Consider the following 17,696-nt stretch of genomic DNA (forward strand, 5'->3'; position numbering starts at 1 on the left):
CATTTGTAGCTCACGTCGTATCAATAGTAAAACTTTCAACCAAAGTGATACTATCATGAGCGAACGAGTAATCAAAAATCAGGGCGAAGTTCTTTTGTATAAATCCGAAAGAGGAGAGATGTCCTTGCAGGTACAGTTGCAGAACGATACGGTCTGGTTAACACAATTGCAGATGGCGGAATTGTTTGGAAAAGGACGATCAACAGTTACCGAACATATAAATAATGTTTTCAGGGAGAAGGAGTTAAGGAGGAAATCAGTATGTCGGGATTTCCGACATACTGCGGCTGATGGTAAGGGGTATGTTACCACTTATTACAATTTGGACGTGATTATTTCCGTCGGCTATCGTGTAAAATCCAGGCAAGGGACTCAGTTCCGGATTTGGGCTAACCGGGTCCTGAAAGATTACCTGATCAAAGGTTTTGCAGTACAGGAAAAGTTGAAATCAGATCAGTTGGAAAGTCTGAAAAAGACGGTTGGCTTGTTGGCTAATGTCATACAGAGTAAAGAACTAACTGCCGGAGAAGCGACGGGCTTGATTCAGGTGATTTCTGATTTTGCCTATGCATTGGATATCCTGGATAGATATGACAAGAAGGCACTTAGCGTTGAACACGTTTCTCGAAGACAGCTATTCATCATCACCTATGACGAAGCTATTACCGCAATTCAAGGGTTAAGGAGCAAATTCGGCGACCATACCTTTTTTGGTAACGAAAAAGATGATTCTTTTAGGAGTTCCATCAGTACAATTTACCAGACATTCGACGGCGTCGATCTGTATCCGAGCATCGAAGAGAAGGCCGCACATTTACTCTATTTTATCATCAAAAACCACTCATTTACTGATGGTAATAAGAGAATTGCAGCCCTGATTTTTGTGTGGTTTCTGGAACGAAACAGTATCCTTTACAAATCGGATGGCTCAAAACGGCTGGCGGATAATGCTTTGGTAGCGCTTACGCTGATGATCGCTGAAAGTAACCCTTCGGAGAAAGATATGATGGTAAAAGTGGTGGTAAGCCTGATCAATCAAAACAACTAGCCTTACCACCGTAAAACTTTACAACCGCGCCCCTTTTAATCTCAAACTATTCATCACCACCGAAACCGAACTCAGGGCCATGGCGCCGCCGGCGATCATCGGGTCGAGGAGGAAGCCATTGATAGGGTAGAGGACGCCTGCGGCAATGGGAATGCCTATCACATTGTAAATAAACGCCCAGAAGAGGTTTTGTTTGATCGTTACCACTGTCTTGTGGGATAGCCGCAAGGCTTTGGGCAATGCCAGCAGATCCGAGGTGATAAGCGTCATTTTGGCTACGTCCATGGCAATGTCGGAACCTTTACCCATGGCCACGCTCACGTCCGCCTGCGCGAGGGCCTGGGAGTCGTTGATGCCGTCTCCGACCATCGCGACCGTTTTGCCTTGCGTTTGCAACTTTTTGACAAACTGCATTTTATCGTCCGGTTTCACTTCCGCCCGATAGCTGTCGATCCCGACTTGTGCCGCCACGGCCGCCGCTGTCTGCGCATTGTCACCTGTGAGCATATGGACCTCAATGCCCTGTGCATGTAGTTTTTCAACGGCTTCGCGTGAGGTCGGTTTCAATTGGTCGGCGATGGCGACGAGCCCGGCGTGCTGCCCGTCAATCGCGATTCCGATTACGGTTTTGGCCTGTGCTGTGAGTAGTTCATAGGCAGGTTGAAGCTCGGAGGCAATGCGAACGCGTTCTTTTTCGAGGAATTTCAATGTGCCGATAATGTATTCGCGACCGCTAGCGGTGCCTCGTATGCCGCTTCCCGTCATGGATTGGAAGTCAGAAACCTCCGTTTTTGTGTCGTTTTCAATGTACTGCACGATAGCCTGTGCGAGTGGGTGCTCGGAACGTGCTTCCAGGGCCTTCACGGCTGCCAGGTGTGTGTGGGGGGCATCGATTGAGCTTACCCATTGCCAATCCGTTACCTGCGGGCGACCTTCGGTGAGCGTACCTGTTTTATCAAGGATCACAGCATCCACTTTATAGGCTTTTTCCAGGCTTTCGGCATCACGGATCAGGATATTGTTTTCAGCACCTTTCCCAACTCCTACCATCATGGCGGTTGGTGTGGCAAGGCCGAGCGCACACGGGCAAGCTATTACCAGCACAGAAACCGCCGTGAGCATGGCTTGCGTAATGGCATTTTCACCTCCTAGCAACATCCATACAATGAAGGTAAGAATGGAAATACCGATTACAACAGGAACGAATACCCCCGCAATGCGATCGGCGAGACGCTGCACGGGGGCTTTGCTGCCCTGAGCTGCCTGGACGGTTTTGATGATCTGCGCCAGTACCGTTTGTTTACCTACTTTTTCGGCAATGAATGTGAAGCTGCCGGTTTGGTTGAGTGTACCTGCAAACACGTTGTCGCCGGGTTTCTTTTCTGCCGGGATCGGTTCACCGGTCATGAGGCTCTCGTCGACGAACGAGCTGCCGCTGAAAACTTTACCGTCTACCGGGATTTTTTCGCCCGACCGGATAATAATCTCGTCGCCCAGGATTACCTCGCGCGCCGGTATTTCTATTTCGGCGCCGTCGCGGTACACCCTGACGGTCTTAGGCTGCAAGCCGATCAGCTTCTTCAATGCATCGGAAGTATTCGACTTGGCGCGCTCTTCCATGAGTTTACCCAGCAAAATGAAGAAGATAATGACCGCCGCGGCTTCGAAGTACACGTGCGGATGCAGACCGCGCGCATGCCAGAATGCGGGAAAGAATGTATTGAATGTGCTGAAAAGAAATGCGACACCGGTGCTGAGTGCGACAAGGGTGTCCATATTGGCCTTGCCGTGCTGCGCCTGTTTCCACGCATTCACGAAGAAATCCCGCCCGAAAAGGAATAGGACCGGGATCGTGAGGGCCAGCATGATGTAGTTGGCATATTCCCAATCCATGAGAAACATACCCAGCACCACCACCGGTGCAATGAGTATGCCGGTATAAATGGCCTTGTTTTTCAGTTTCTGGTAACGATCCTGCTGAATTTTCTCCTGTTCGGCGATCGCGTCTTCCTCATTTTCTTCGATAATGAGTCCATAACCGATGCTTTGCAGCACCTTGTCCATATCGGGTAGGTCGACGAGGTCGGGGTCGTAGGATACCGATACCGACTGATTGGCATAATTCACCGCAGCATTTGTGATCCCTTTGGTGTGACCCAGCATGGACTCCACGCTCACCGCACATGCCGCACACGACATGCCGGTGACCGGGAGCGTCACTTTTTTTATATCTGTTGTCGTTTCCATAGTCTTTCAGAATTGGTATACAAAAATAAAATCCAACGCTGCCGGCAGCATTACACAATTCTGGCTGTGGTTTACAAGATTCATGGAAACGCGCTTCACGCGAGGCGTGCGCCGTTTGGGACGGGGAAATCGGGGCTGGTGAGGATCACTTCGCCGTCGGGCAGCACGTAGCCGGTCGTGAGCACTTCGGAGCGGAAATCGGCGATTTGTTTTGGAGGAAAATTCACCACGCAAAGCACCTGTTTGCCTTTCAATTGCTCTTTGGTATACCGTTTCGTGATTTGGGCAGAGCTGGGTTTGATGCCTATTTCGGGGCCGAAGTCGATAAGGAGTTTGTACGCCGGCTTTCTCGCTTTCGGGAAATCGTCGACCTGAATGATCGTTCCGGCGCGCAGGTCGACCTGCTCAAATTCCTGCCAGGTAATCGTGTTCATGGGTTTCTGGTTTGATTTTAATGACACTTATCCGGCAAAGTAACATTAAAAAAGCCTTTTGGCACCCTTTCCCAAACATTGAAGGGATTCATTTAAAACGCAAACAATGAAAAAACTGCTGTTATCCGTTATGCTACTTTCGGCGGGCCTCAAAGCCTTCGCACAGGACAGAAATATTACTTTTTATGTAGGTACGCAGGATAAGGGAGCGAATTCTTCGATAACCCGCTGCGAGTTGAACCTCGCCTCGGGCCAGATTACGCTCGTCGATACCATCAACAAGTCCGTCGCGCCGGGTTATGTAGCCATTTCACCCAACAAGCGGAACCTTTACGCGATCGGGTCAGACAACAAGGTGTCGGCCTATGCCATCGAGCCCGACCGCAAGTTGACTTTTTTGAATAGCCAGCCTTCGGAAGGAATGGGGCCCTGCCACGTATCGGTGCATCCGGCAGGCAAGATGGCCTTTGTTTCGAACTATGGCGGCGGAAGTTTTTCGGCCTATAATGTGGGCGAAGATGGAAAACTGAGTGCGCCCGTTTATAAAGAGCAATATACGGGCACGGGCCCCAACGCCAAACGCCAGGAAAAGGCACACGCGCATTTCGCGACGGCGAGCCCGGATGGTAAATATGTATATGTAACCGATTTGGGGAGCGACAAAGTGATGAATTACAGCATCGACGCTAATGCCGGAAAGCTCACGCCCAATGCAGCACAGCCGTTTTTCTCAGGAAAGCCCGGTGCCGGGCCGCGCCATTTGGTCATTCACCCTTCGGGCAAACGATTGTTCCTGCTCAACGAACTCGACGCTACCATAACGGCCTGCTCGGTCGATAAAAAAGGGGTGATTACGGCCATCAAAACTTATCCTACGATCCCCGCGGATTATTCAGGGCCTACGAATACGAGCGCTGCCGTGCATTTGCATCCGAACGGCAAGTTTGTTTATGTTTCCAATCGCGGGCATAACTCGATCACCGCATTCAAAATACTGGGCAATGGCGAGTTGGAAATGGTGGATCAACAAACGAAATCCATTGCCACACCACGCGATTTCAATATCGATCCGACAGGCAAGTACCTGATCGTAGCCAATCAGGCATCAGACAACCTGGTGGTGTATGACGTAGATGCAGCAACGGGCAAATTCACGTTCAAGCACGAAAGCATTGCCGTGAAGTTGCCCATTTGCGTGGCATTTCTATGAGTGATTTTAAAATCGAAGCTTAACGAAATGGTCAGAGTTTTCTGGCCATTTTGTTTTGGTAGTAATTCAAAAAGTCCTCCAATTGCTCGACAGGCATTTTGCGGGCGATGATCTTTTTGTTTTTATCCAGAATGTAGATCGTCGGCGTCGTTACCACATCAAACTTCCGATTGAAATCGATCTGGTTCAGGGCGTCGTAGCCGTTGATGAGCTCTTCCAGGTGATAGGTTTTTACGAAGGATTTCCATTCTTCGATATTATGCTCGGTGGAAATGGTCATTACCTTGATACCGTTGGCCTTGTTTTTGTCGTAAAACGCTTTCAGCACCGGGGAAGCCTCCTTGCAATGCCCACAGGTAGGGGCGAAGAAGAACAATACGGTGTAATTGGCGTCAATAGTCTGGACACTTACTTTTTTACCGGCAGGATCGGTCAGGGTCAGGGCAGGGAAAGTTTTGTTTACCAGCAAGTCCTTCATCGTTGCGACTTTTTCGGCAATGCGTTTTTTTACATCGTCGCTAACGCCCATTTCGCCGGAGAGGTAATATTTGTTGGCCATGTATACCCAAACGGCCTCGGTTCCAACGGTTTTGGGGTTTTCGTATTGATTGGTAATGTAAAATACCGTCCATGCTTTCAGGTCCTTGTTAGGTGAAACCTTCTTCACGATCAGGTCGGCGTCTTTGATAATCGAATCGGGCACCTGAACCACCAGGTTTTTGAAGTACCGCTCTATTTTGGGTTCAAAAAAGGGCGTATTCACGATCCGCGGGTCTGTGAAATCGAATGCATCCCAGTAATGTGCTTTGTAGTAATTGAAAACCCACATCGAGTCGGTTTTGCCGTTGGCTAATTTCGGGGCTGTGGGAATTTCGGGATCCGCCGACATTTTGAGCAGCTGCGACGTAAAAGTACCTGCGTTTTCGGTCAGCAGCTTTTTACGATAAGTACCAAACCCTTCCTGAATCGTGCGGATACGCGCCTGCGCCTCGGGTGTCGTTTGTTTGCTAAGCGCTTCGATCTCCTTGCTGCCTTTGGCTAATTCTTTTCGATAATTGTAAAAAAGCTCGTTTTCTTTGGAACCGGTTATTTTGATCGAGGTATTCACATCGGCAGAGTCGGCTTCGAGGGCGATATTGTTTTCCTTACCGGAATAGATTAGCTCGATCATCTTCTGGTTCCCTGGAAAGAGGATCACGTAAAGGCCGCCGGGCAGCGCAGTTTTTCCTTCGAACACGACCTTCCCGTTGGCATCTGCCTTCGCCGTGTCTTTCGGTACAAATTGTGTGGCATTCCGGTTATAATGACCGATCACAAACGACGAATCGCGGAACCCCTTAATGGTGGCTTCTATGCGGTAGCCCTGGGAGTAAGCGGAGGAAAAAAGGCCGAAAACGGCCAGCAGCAGCAAAAGGTAAGTGCGGGTATAATCTCTCATCAGGCTATGGAAAGTTTGCTTTAAAGCTGTTTATTGGATTATTTCAAAGTTTGAAGTCTGTAAAATTAACTTCAAAACGCTAACATCAGCAGGGTTCTTATTCAAATGTTTTATTTTCTCTCCAAAGCGATCGACTTTCTCATAATGCCGCTCAGCATTGTGTTTTTTATACTTATCTATTCATTTTTGACCAAAAGCAACCGGCGCCGGAAACTGGCCCTGGGTTTGGGAATTGCGTCGCTCGCGCTGGCCTCCAACTCGTACCTGGTGACGAAGGCTATCAATGCATGGGAGCCGAAATTCGTCAATCTGGCTGAGGTGAAAAAAACTTATGACGTCGGGATTTTGCTGTCGGGCGGGCTGATCACGATGAGCACGCCAAGGCAGGACCATCCGGCAATGGGCAATCATGGCGACCGGCTCCTGCAAACCTACCTGCTCTACAAGCATGGCAAGATCAGAAAGATATTGATTACGGGAACGAGCGGCGAAATGCTGATGACCCGGAAGCTGGGCGAGACGCGCCAGGCGGCAGCGTTGCTCGCAAGTTGGGGAGTGCCGGCCAAAGACATCCTATTCGAGGAAAAAGCTCGGAACACGCATGAGAATGCCGTGTACTCGGGCCGGATCCTGAATAAAATGTTTCCTTCCGGAAAATATTTGCTGATTACCTCCGCATTTCACATGCGCCGGTCGGCCGGGTGTTTCGAAAAAATGGGGATCAAAACAGACCCCTTCCCGGCCGACTTTCGTGGGGGATATAACCGGTTCTTTATCCATAAACTGGTACCGGACCCCGAGGCCTTTGCCTACTTTTGCATGCTATGGCATGAATTCGTAGGGTATGTAGCCTATAAAGCAGTGGGTTACTGCTAAACCTTGCCTGTGTTATACACTCAGGATTTTCACCATTCTCAACAAATCTTCGTTGATCGGCTTCGGTAGTCTGATGGTATCTTCGAAAGGCGTGTATACCAGCTCATTGTTGATGATACCGGCCATTACATTCTTTTGTCCTGCGATGAGGCCTTCCAATGCGCCCAATCCGAGGCGGCTTGCCAGGATACGGTCGTAAGCAGATGGTGTTCCTCCGCGTTGGGTATGGCCCAGTGTGGTTACACGGATATCCGCGTTCTCATCCACCTGCACCTTGATTTTGTCGGCTACTTCCTGTGCGCTGCCTTCTTCATCACCTTCCGCCACGATAATGATGGATGATGATTTCGAACGGCTCCATCCCTGTTTCAGGGTTTCTACGACCTGAGAGATCGGGGTAAGGACTTCGGGAACCATCACGAGCTCGGCGCCACCTGCAATACCCGACTGGATAGCAATATAGCCCGAGTCACGCCCCATCACTTCGATGAAGAAGATGCGGTCGTGTGAGCTGGCGGTATCACGGATACGGTCGATCGCGTCCAGTGCGGTATTCACGGCGGTATCGAAGCCAATGGTATAGTCGGTTCCGTACAAATCGTTGTCGATCGTTCCGGGAGCGCCTACGGTAGGGATACCGTACTCGTTGCCAAAGATCATCGCGCCGGTGAATGTACCGTTACCGCCAATGGCGATCAGTCCTTCGATGCCGAGTGCCTGCAAGTTGTCGTATGCCTTCTTGCGGCCTTCGGGGGTCATAAACTCCTTGCTTCTTGCTGATTTAAGGATGGTACCTCCTCTTTGAACTATATTGCTGACCGAGTGAGACTCCATCTTGTAGACGTCTCCTGCGATCATTCCGCTATATCCTCTTCTGATTCCAAACACTTCAATACCATGGTAGCATGCTCCGCGTACTACCGCCCGGATGCAGGCGTTCATACCAGGGGCATCTCCTCCTGAGGTAAAAACTCCAATTCGTTTCATTTAATAATTTCGGGTTACTTCTAATCTTTCTATGTACAGCTCCATATTGAACCTTAAAGGCACAATTTCCGCAAATTTATCCGGTATTTTCTTAAAATATATGCCTTGATTCTTAATTATGTTAAAAAAATGCCGGAACAAGATTCGTTTTTAGCATCTCAAACATATACCAATACTCATATATTTGCGCCGGTTAATGGAAATTTAATATCCCTCAACCGACGTTCGTTGCTACTATTACTGTTTGAAAAGTCATATTTAGGGCGGGCCGTGTGCGGTACCGCTTTCATCCGAAATCAACCCGTAGCTTAATATTACCAAAATGAAAAATCTGTTCTCCTGGCAACGTCTCTGGCCTCACCTGGTAGCTGTCATCGGTTTTATGATCTTGTCTGTCGCTTACGTTTCACCGGTGCTGCAAGGCAAGAAACTCAGCGCGACCGACGAGATCCAGGCGCTGGGCGGTGCGCGGGAGGTGATGGATTATTACAAGCAAACCGGTGAACGGTCGTGGTGGACAAATGGCATGTTCGCCGGGATGCCGGCCTACCTTGTTTCGGCCGACTATCCTACCAGTATTCCCACCAAAATCGGGCAGGGGGTGAACAAACTGCTCCCGGCGCCGGCCAACTATTTTCTGATCGGCATGGTGAGTGCCTATGTGCTGTTTCTGGTGCTTGGGGCGGGCGGCTGGCTCGCGGCAGTAGGTGCGGTGGCATTTTCATTCTCCTGTTTCAACGTCATTAACCTGGAAGCAGGGCATATTTCGCAGGTGATCGCGATCATGTATGCACCGGGCGTGCTTGCCGGTGTGATACTGGCGTTCCGCCGTAACTGGCTGGCGGGAGCGGCACTTACTGCATTTTTCCTTTCCCTGGAGTTGTATGCCAACCACGTGCAGATTACCTACTATCTCGGGATTGGTATCATAATCCTGGTGATCATGGAAAGTATCACCCTGATTAAAAAAGGCCTCGCAAAAGACCTGGTGATGATCCTGGGAGGACTTGCCCTGGCGGCGGTTGTCGCGGTTGGCACGCACACCACAAGGCTATGGAACGCTTATGACTATACCAAAGAAACGATCCGCGGAAAATCGGAGCTGACGGCAACGGGCAAGGATGCCGCGGCAAAAAAGGGCAATGGCCTGGATAAAGAATATGCATTCACATACAGCTATGGCGTGGGCGAGTTGCTTACCCTGGTGATTCCGAACGCATATGGCGGTGCTTCGTACGGCCCGCTGTCGAATACATCCGAAACTTTCAAAACGCTCACAGGTCGCGGTATCGATGCTGCTACTGCTCAGAATATAGTTCAGCAGCTGCCACTCTACTGGGGTGATCAGCCGATCATGGGTGGGCCCAACTACATTGGCGTCATTGTATTTTTCCTGTTTGTGCTGGGTCTGTTTATAGTCAAAAGTCCTTTGAAATACTGGGCAGCGGGTGTGATTGTGCTTTACGTGATCTGGGCGCTTGGGAAGAGCTTGGCTGGCATCAATTATCTGTTTTTCGACTATTTCCCGATGTTCAACAAGTTCCGCGCCATGACGATGGTGATCTCGCTGGCGCAGCTGCTGATGGTGTTGATAGGTGTTCTCGGATTGTCGGTGATTGCTCAGAAGAAGATCGCCGTGAAAGAACTGCAGAAGCCGTTCTTGCTTTCGGTAGCCATTACCGGTGGACTCATGCTGATCATGGCATTGTTACCGGGCTTGTTTTTCAGTTTTAAGGGAGCGAACGATCCGATGGCCGCGCTTGCGCAGCAGTATGGCCAGCAGGTCCAAAATCCTGAGTTTGGCCAGTTGATTTTAAATTCAGTCATCCAGGACCGAGAGGGCCTCATGAAGGGCGATGCGATCCGCGGATTGATATTCATTGCATTGGCCGCAGGGCTGGTGTGGTTTTATGCCCAGGATAAGCTGAAATCGCCGGTATTTTACACTGCGCTGCTCGTGCTGGTCATTTTTGATTTGTTCGGGGTGGATAAGAGATACCTCAATAACGATGACTTTGTAAGCGCTTACGTCGCCCAGGGGGTTACTACTCCGTCACCGGCGGACGAGCAGATTCTCCGCGATACCGATCCGGACTACCGGGTGTACGACGTGGCTTCCCAGGGAGGGCCGTTCAACAGTGCACAGGCGTCTTATTTCCATAAATCACTGGGCGGATATCACGCCGCCAAAATGCGCCGTTACCAGGAGCTTTTCGAGAGGCAGTTTTTTACCGAAAAGCCCAATATGGAAGTGCTGAATATGCTGAATGCCAAGTATTTCATCACGCCGGACCAGCAAGGTAACAAAGTTACGCAGCCTAATCCGCAGGCTTACGGTCACGCGTGGTTTGTGAAGTCTTTTAAAGTTGTGCCGAATGCGGATGCCGAAATGGCGGCGCTGGGCACGGTGAACTTGCGCACAGAAGCCGTGGTTGATCAGCGTTTTGCATCCAAACTGGAAGGCCTTAAAGCAGGTGCCGACTCGACAGCCAAAATCAGCCTGATTTCCTATAAACCCAACGAGCTGGTGTATGAAACCAACGCCAATGCGGAAGGACTGGCGGTGTTTTCGGAGATTTATTACAATGTCCGCAATGAATGGCAGGTGACGATCGACGACAAACCTGCGGACATGTTGCGTGCCAATTACGTGCTGCGCGCGCTTCGCGTACCTGCGGGCAAGCACACGATCAAGTTCCGTTTCGAGCCGGTTTCGGTGGCTGCTGGCAGCAAAATCGACCTTGTGAGCTCGCTGTTGCTCGTCGGCCTGATCGCCGGTGCGCTCTTTGTTGAATCCAAAAAGAAGAGCGCATGACGGATCGTCGCTATCCCATTGGCCCTTTTGCGTTGAAGGAGACTTATTCCGACGACGAAATCCGTGAATTTATACGCGTCATCGCCGAAATCCCGGCCGAATACCGGAAGCGGGTAGAGAACCTCCCGGATGCGGACCTGTTGAAAACATATCGGGAGGGAAGCTGGAATATCCGGCAGATCATTCACCACGTAGCCGACTTGCAGTTTGTGCATTACCTGCGCATGAAAAAGGCTATTACCGAGCCGGATTATAACGAGGTAACACTCATCGATATGAACGCCTGGGCCGCTACGCCCGATTCTCTAAATGTGCCTATCGAGGCTTCGCTGGCTATTTTCGAAGGGACACATGCCCGCTATGCCTACCTGGCCGGAACGTTGAGCGACGAACAATTCGCGCGCCGTTACTTCCATCCGCTGCGCGGGTTTTGGATCGATCAGAGGCAAGCGCTTGCGATGTCGGTATGGCATGTGAAGCACCACCTGGCGCACATTGATCTGGCATTGGGTAATATCGAATAATAATGTCCCAGGCAACAGGTAAATATCTCATTATCATTGGGCTGCTGGTGGTGCTGGTCGGCATTTTCGTATATTTTCTCAGCGACAAATTGCATTGGCTAGGCCGCCTGCCGGGAGATATCCGCGTCGAAAAGGAGAATTTCCGGTTCTATTTTCCGATTACCACTATGTTACTCCTCAGCGGTTTACTAAATCTGCTGATCTGGCTCTTCCGGAAATTCATGAATTAGTATGGCTGTTTTTCTATCAGCTTAATAACCAAGGTTATAAATTCGTGCGGAGGTGCGAATAGGCTTGGGGGAGAACAAAATATCATTCATCTTTAAGCCACTTGAATGATTGGTTCTCTAACACACTATTTCATGGAATTTTTCGAACAGCTCACCCGCTTTCTGGTGCAATGCCAGACCGAAAACCTTAAAACCTCCCACTTCCCAGGCAAGCTGGAAGGCCTCAAAATCAAGATCAGTTTTGGAAAAGGTAACCTTGCGCGGGTGCCGTGGATTGCGTTTCTGGCTCCCGGGCAGCACATCAGCAATGGCATTTACCCATTTTATCTTTTTTATAAAAACCAGCAACTGCTTGTACTCGCGTTTGGCGTGAGCGAAACACTTTCGCCCGAAATACCGTGGCAGCAATCCGGCGCGGAAACAATCAGCAGCTATTTTAAAAGAAATGGATTAGGCAGGCCGGCCAGGTACGGCGGCTCGTTCGTATTCCGGGTTTATGAAGCCGCGGATCTTGAAAAACAGCAAGTTGAAGCAGACTTGCAGGAAATGCTGGGTATTTATAAGGCCACCCTTGCCGGTAGCATGCCCGGGGCGCCGCAGTTCGACTATCGGGCGTTTCATCGCATGGCCTTGGAATGCGGCCTGCAAATCGATCCGGAGCTCGTGCTTCGTTTTGCAGCGGCACTTATTGCAAAGCCATTCGTAATCCTGACGGGCCTTTCCGGTGCCGGAAAGACGCGGCTGGCGCATGCATTTGCACAATGGATTTGTGAAAGGGAAGATCAGGTGTGCCTGGTGCCGGTAGGGGCCGACTGGACCAACCGCGAGCCACTCCTGGGCTTCCCGAATGCCCTCGAACCGGGACAATACATGAAGCCGGAAAGCGGCGTAGTCGACCTGTTGGTGTCGGCCGAAATCAATGCGGATAAGCCGTATTTCCTGATCCTTGACGAAATGAACCTGAGTCATGTAGAACGGTATTTTGCCGATTTTCTGAGCGCAATGGAGTCGGGGGAGCCGATACGGCTGCATAATGATGCTGCCGGTGTGGTACCGCCGCGCATTCGGATATCGTCCAATCTGTTCATGATAGGGACTGTGAATATCGACGAAACTACCTACATGTTCAGTCCCAAGGTGCTCGACCGGGCGAGCGTGATCGAGTTCAGTATTTCGAAGGAAGAAATGCACGCATTCCTGAAATCCGGGCGAAAACCTGATCCCGGCAACCTCATCGGGAATGGGGCTCATGTGGCCGAAACGTTTGTGACGCTGGCGGGCAATAGTGTGCCGGAGAGCCCGGTCCGGGCGCAGCTCACCGATGAATTGCTCGCATTGTTTGAAATCCTGAAACCGGCGGGTGCGGAATTCGGCTATCGGAGTGCGGCTGAAATCCAGCGATTTGCCGGGGTGATCGATCATCTTGGAGCCAGATGGCCGGTGCAGAAAGTGATGGACGCAGCTTTGATGCAAAAGCTTTTACCTAAAATCTACGGCTCTCGCAGGAAACTGGAACCCGTATTGAAAGCCCTGGGCAAGCGCTGTTTAGCGAACCCCGACCTGCTCGACGACTACCTGGCCGGTAAGAAAGATTTGTCCGGGTCGGAAGCGGTACATTACCCGGCGGCATTGGAGAAAATCAGGCGTATTTACAGGAACCTGATCGACCACGGCTTTGCCAGTTTTGCGGAAGCCTGATGGAAGGGTATGAACTCCTGATGGCCGCCGAAACGTCCGACGGGCTCGTTTCGGTGCGCATTATCGCCGAAGAACGCGATAAACCCACCATTTTTGAACTTGACGAATGGGAAGCATTTGAGCACGGTGAGGCCCGTATCCAGCTACTGGAAGGCTGTTTTTATGAATATGAAGTGCTGGGTGACTACGTGTTACGGCCGTCACCAGCCGTAGTGCCTTCCCGCATTAACCCTGGGATCGGGCGCCTTACGCCGCATGTGTATGTAGGCACGCTGACGATCGAGGTGCTGAGGCTGACGGATAATGCCGGTTGCGGGGAGATAAAAGTGGAAATTCGCTCCAAAAAGGCCGGTTACCGAACCGATTACCGCCTGATGTTGGAAGGAATCACCGAGCATTGTACCGATCTGCTATTTTACTACAACGCGCCGGTTACCCATCCCTTCGCACCCGACTACCTCACTGATCCGCAGACGATTTATCAGCGATTTGCATTTGTGAATGCGGTACTCACCAGCCGGGCGTTCGAAATAGCATTCCAGAAAATAGTCCGCAATCCAATCACGAAATGGGCAGGAGAGGAGGCGGAAAGGGATATACGGAACGTCGGTCGCCTTCATCGGAGTACCATTGTTCAGATGAGAAAACGTGGCAATCGCATTGCTCTCCGCGACGATCATATTCTCAAAAACAGACTGGCTTCGGTACCATCGCGGATCAGCGTGAGTTCGAAAACAGATTCGGTGGATACGCCCGAAAATCGATTTGTAAAGCATGCATTGGAGGTTTTTGCGGGTTTTGTGAACCATGTTAAACGCATTGCGCCGGAGCGCAGCCGTTTTCTCCGGGAAGCTGCGGTGCTGGAAAATCACTTACACCAGATGCTTTCAGCGCCGTTGTTCAAAGAAGTGGGGAAGCCGCTACGGCTCGCATTGAATGGCCCTGGCCTGGTCCGGAAAGAAGGGTATAAGCAAATATTGCGTGTGTGGCTGATGTTCGATCTGGCTGCACGACTGGTTTGGCGTGGCGGCGAGGACGTGTATCATGCGGGGAAAAAGGATGTTGCCGTGCTGTACGAGTACTGGCTGTTTTTCGAACTGCTTGGCATTGTAAAAAGTGTATTTGCCATTGAACCGGCGCATATCAGCGACTTGGTGAAACCAACGAAAAATGGGTTGGGGTTGCAACTCAAACAGGGCCGGCATTTGCCTATCAGTGGTGTTTTCGATACCGGTTCGCGGAAGCTCAATGTGGAGTTCAGTTTCAACAGATCGTTTTCGGGGCAAAACGATTATCCACAGGCGGGCAGCTGGACCACCGGAATGCGGCCGGATTTTACATTGTCGATCTGGCCGGCAGGCGTTTCACAAGTACAGGCCGAAACCGAGGAACTGATCGTACACATTCATTTTGATGCCAAATACAAAGTCGAATCGGTGGCGGGGGTATTTGGAGAAGATGAGGCAGCACTCGCGTCCGGGCAAACGCAGTCGGACCACACCCGGGACGATCTGTTGAAAATGCATAGTTACAAGGATGCCATACGCCGGACTGCGGGCGCATATGTGCTCTATCCGGGTGCGGATGGGAAGGTTTACAAACGAAAGGGATTCCATGAGCTGATTCCCGGCCTGGGTGCGTTTGCGATACGGCCTTCTAAAACCGATAATGGCCGTGACGAACTAAAACGCTTTCTGCTCGACGTCGTGGCGCATTTTCAGAACCGCGCTTCGCAGCGTGAAAAGGTGGCCTTCCGTAGTTTTGATATTTACAACAATCAGCTATCGGCGGATATGCGGGAGCTGCTGCCGGAAGCATTTGGTAAAAACCGAGATCTGATCCCCGACGATACTTTTGTGCTGGTAGGATATTACAAAAACGGAGCGCACCTCAACTGGATCCGAAAGCATAATCTGTACAATTTCCGCACCGGCGCCCAAAGCGGGGCGCTGTCGCTTGGCGTAGCCGAAGTGAATGCACGATATTTGCTGCTGCACGGGCCGGGCCAAACGTTGTCGGGTATGCTCTTTAAGCTGCATAACAGGGCCCCCAGGTTGTTCTCTAAGCAGGATTTGATACAAAAAAAATATCCGGACCCGTCACGGGATTTGTACCTGGTGTATACGACGGACCCCGAAGTTGAGCCCGAGTTTGCGGGAATGCGCTGGGATGTGACACGGCTTCCGGGCTACCGTGCCAATCGGGCATCCGGACTGCCGTTTTCCGTTAGCCTGACGGACCTCATGAAAGTGCTCGTAAAATGATGGCCGTTTTTTCGGTAGTATTTGCGGTGTAGGTCTTTTCTTAAACATTAAATGCTAATCGCTCCCAATCCAGGTACATTCAATGAAAATTCAAACACTTGTTGCTGTATTTCTGCTGATTTCCTTCAACGTTTTCTCACAGGCCAAGCTGAGCATTGTTTTTATCGGCAACAGCATCACGCAAGGGAAAGGCGGAGATAACGGCTTTCCGCCGCCCACGCACGCTGTCAACTATCTGAAAGCGCAAAAGGGCGTCGACGACGTCTTGTATGCGAACGTCGGGCGGAGCGGCTCTACCACGGTAGACTGGCTTCCGGAAACAGGCAAGTATTTCGCGCTGGCCACTACGGCAGCCGATAGTTTGTATCTCAAAAAAGACCATCAGCTGCTGTTCTCGATGAAACTCGGGACTAACGATAGTGCGATAGAAGGTCCCAACGGGTCGCCTGTTTCAAAGGAAAACTATAAAAAGAATGTGCAGACGATCGTTTCTGAACTGCTGAAACGGTATCCGGGTAGCAAGGTCATCATTCATCACCCGATCTGGTACAGTACCAACACCTATAATCGCTCGAAATACCTTGCGGAAGGGTTGGAGCGGCTTCAAACGTATGTTCCGGAGCTCGATGCGCTGATCGGAGAATACAAAACCACCGAGCCAGGACGTGTTTTCAAGGGCGACACCAAAGCATTCAAGTACTTCAAAAAACATTACCTCCAACTCTTCAAGCCCGAAAACGGGCAGCAGGGTGTATTTTACCTGCATCCCAATGTTGAAGGCGTCGCGGTACTGGGCGAGTTTTGGGGAAAGGCGATTAAAAAGAAGGTGCTTTAAGCGCCGGAATCCTTCCTCACAGGCTTCAAACCCCTCATTGCTTTTAGCCCGATAGCCGGGCTTTGTACCGGGATGGACAGGAGTTTTTCCTCGGTTTCGGGCTCGGTGTATTCGCGGTAGCCGGTGATGTAGCGTTCTATGATGAAATCTTCTTCCCGCTCGAACTGGACAGAGGGCTGATTAACGATCGATGAAATGTTGTACAACTTTTTGTGCCACAGCAGGGCGTTGAGGTTGCCGTCGAAATGGTAATGGTTCTCAAAGCCCCGGTCGAATTTGAAAACGATCGGCTTCCCCGCGTTGGCAAGCAGGCTTTCGGGCGTACCCGTGAGTGTGATCGGGATGTAGGTCTTTTTGTCGTAAATAAAGCCTCCGTGGGTGTTTTTGATATATTCCCGCATTTGTCGCGGCGCGTCGCCTACGAGGAGTACATCCACGAGCAGGATGTGTTCCGTGGCATAAAACTGTCCGGGGTTCTGGATGAGCGGGAGTTGGGAGATTCGGATCATGTAATAATTATTCCTGGATATGGACGTAAAATTAGCTAACATTCCGAGTGTCACAATCATCCCCGAAAAGGGTGCGGCACGGGTGTAACAATTTTTAGACAATCGCTTGTAGCAGTAAATCCCGCGAAATATATTGAGCGGAAATAAATTGTCACCATGGTAAAAACATACAGGTTTATCGCCCTCCTCGGCGATGGTCGCGAGAGATATAGCGACAAGGAGTTGAATGCAGAATGGCCCACTGAGCCGATCGTGATCGATGCGTTCGGGTTTTCGGACGTTTACCGGTATTCGGGAGTGGTTTTTCTGAACGAAGAATGGTTCGGGAAATACAGCAAAAACTGGCGTAACGATACTACGGAGATCGATAAGCTGCTGGTGAATTTGGTCAAATACTCAGCCAAGGAAGCGCATTCCGAGAACCTGACTAAAATTAAAAGCTACCTGGCTTCCCCGCCGGAGACGGTCGAGGAAGCCGTGGCGCTCTGGAGAACCTTTTACGATCCTTCTTTGAAAACTATTTAGGGCCTTGGATTAAAATCCGAAGGCCAAGGTTGTACGCACCTCTGGCGCTCCTATTG

The 17,696-nt window shown here is 50.6% G+C and carries 15 protein-coding genes; 10 read left to right on the plus strand and 5 right to left on the minus strand.

What is annotated here, in order from left to right; translation table 11 throughout:
• The first annotated feature begins 55 nt into the window (after positions 1–55).
• The gene (rhuM, locus tag J2Y43_RS26495; RefSeq protein WP_309989820.1) at positions 56–1,048 is read left to right on the plus strand and encodes a RhuM family protein; all 993 of its coding nucleotides are present in this window, start codon (positions 56–58) and stop codon (positions 1,046–1,048) included.
• A gap of 18 nt (positions 1,049–1,066) precedes the next feature.
• Here rhuM and J2Y43_RS26500 read toward each other — a convergent pair whose 3' ends face one another.
• Together J2Y43_RS26500 and J2Y43_RS26505 are read right to left on the minus strand one after the other, a co-directional pair.
• The gene (locus tag J2Y43_RS26500) at positions 1,067–3,295 is read right to left on the minus strand and encodes a heavy metal translocating P-type ATPase (protein WP_309989817.1); all 2,229 of its coding nucleotides are present in this window, start codon (positions 3,293–3,295) and stop codon (positions 1,067–1,069) included.
• 95 nt (positions 3,296–3,390) lie between these two features.
• Positions 3,391–3,729: a tRNA-binding protein gene (locus J2Y43_RS26505; protein ID WP_309989814.1), complete on the minus strand. Its 339-nt coding sequence runs from the start codon at positions 3,727–3,729 to the stop codon at positions 3,391–3,393.
• Between the two features lie 106 nt (positions 3,730–3,835).
• On the opposite strand from J2Y43_RS26505, the gene J2Y43_RS26510 reads away from it, so the two are divergent.
• Entirely contained in the window at positions 3,836–4,939 is a 1,104-nt protein-coding gene (locus J2Y43_RS26510; RefSeq protein WP_309989811.1) for a lactonase family protein, read from the plus strand.
• A gap of 31 nt (positions 4,940–4,970) precedes the next feature.
• Here J2Y43_RS26510 and J2Y43_RS26515 read toward each other — a convergent pair whose 3' ends face one another.
• Positions 4,971–6,377, minus strand: a complete 1,407-nt coding sequence (locus J2Y43_RS26515) for a thioredoxin-like domain-containing protein (protein ID WP_309989810.1) — start codon at positions 6,375–6,377, stop codon at positions 4,971–4,973.
• Between the two features lie 105 nt (positions 6,378–6,482).
• Here J2Y43_RS26515 and J2Y43_RS26520 point away from each other — a divergent pair, with 105 nt between their 5' ends.
• Entirely contained in the window at positions 6,483–7,253 is a 771-nt protein-coding gene (locus J2Y43_RS26520) for a YdcF family protein (RefSeq protein WP_309989807.1), read from the plus strand.
• A gap of 12 nt (positions 7,254–7,265) precedes the next feature.
• Here the strand turns inward: J2Y43_RS26520 and pfkA are convergent, their stop codons facing one another.
• Positions 7,266–8,240 carry a 6-phosphofructokinase gene (gene pfkA, locus J2Y43_RS26525; RefSeq protein WP_106597640.1) on the minus strand — a complete coding sequence of 325 codons (975 nt, stop codon included), beginning with the start codon at positions 8,238–8,240 and terminating at the stop codon, positions 7,266–7,268.
• A gap of 322 nt (positions 8,241–8,562) precedes the next feature.
• Here pfkA and J2Y43_RS26530 point away from each other — a divergent pair, with 322 nt between their 5' ends.
• The 6 genes from J2Y43_RS26530 (at position 8,563) to J2Y43_RS26555 (ending at position 16,606) form a co-directional block, all read left to right on the plus strand.
• Positions 8,563–11,055 carry a hypothetical protein gene (locus tag J2Y43_RS26530; protein ID WP_309989805.1) on the plus strand — a complete coding sequence of 831 codons (2,493 nt, stop codon included), beginning with the start codon at positions 8,563–8,565 and terminating at the stop codon, positions 11,053–11,055.
• The gene (locus J2Y43_RS26535; protein WP_309989802.1) at positions 11,052–11,579 is read left to right on the plus strand and encodes a YfiT family bacillithiol transferase; all 528 of its coding nucleotides are present in this window, start codon (positions 11,052–11,054) and stop codon (positions 11,577–11,579) included. Before J2Y43_RS26530 ends, J2Y43_RS26535 begins: the two co-directional genes overlap by 4 nt.
• Before the next feature lie 2 nt (positions 11,580–11,581).
• Positions 11,582–11,809, plus strand: coding sequence for a DUF2905 domain-containing protein (locus J2Y43_RS26540; RefSeq protein WP_309989799.1), 228 nt, complete (start codon positions 11,582–11,584; stop codon positions 11,807–11,809).
• 132 nt (positions 11,810–11,941) lie between these two features.
• Positions 11,942–13,507, plus strand: coding sequence for an MrcB family domain-containing protein (locus J2Y43_RS26545; protein WP_309989795.1), 1,566 nt, complete (start codon positions 11,942–11,944; stop codon positions 13,505–13,507).
• Positions 13,507–15,771, plus strand: coding sequence for a DUF2357 domain-containing protein (locus tag J2Y43_RS26550; RefSeq protein WP_309989792.1), 2,265 nt, complete (start codon positions 13,507–13,509; stop codon positions 15,769–15,771). The genes J2Y43_RS26545 and J2Y43_RS26550 overlap by 1 nt, the downstream gene beginning before the upstream one ends.
• Positions 15,772–15,853: 82 nt before the next feature.
• Entirely contained in the window at positions 15,854–16,606 is a 753-nt protein-coding gene (locus J2Y43_RS26555; protein WP_309989788.1) for a GDSL-type esterase/lipase family protein, read from the plus strand.
• Here J2Y43_RS26555 and J2Y43_RS26560 read toward each other — a convergent pair.
• Positions 16,603–17,115: a hypothetical protein gene (locus J2Y43_RS26560; protein WP_309989785.1), complete on the minus strand. Its 513-nt coding sequence runs from the start codon at positions 17,113–17,115 to the stop codon at positions 16,603–16,605. The genes J2Y43_RS26555 and J2Y43_RS26560 overlap by 4 nt on opposite strands.
• 156 nt (positions 17,116–17,271) lie before the next feature.
• Between J2Y43_RS26560 and J2Y43_RS26565 the strand changes: the two genes are divergently transcribed.
• A complete protein-coding gene (locus J2Y43_RS26565) occupies positions 17,272–17,640 on the plus strand; it encodes a hypothetical protein (RefSeq protein ID WP_309989783.1) in 369 nt (122 codons plus the stop codon).
• The last annotated feature ends 56 nt before the right edge of the window (positions 17,641–17,696 follow it).

The organism is Dyadobacter sp. BE31 (assembly GCF_031457695.1).
GTDB lineage: Bacteria > Bacteroidota > Bacteroidia > Cytophagales > Spirosomataceae > Dyadobacter.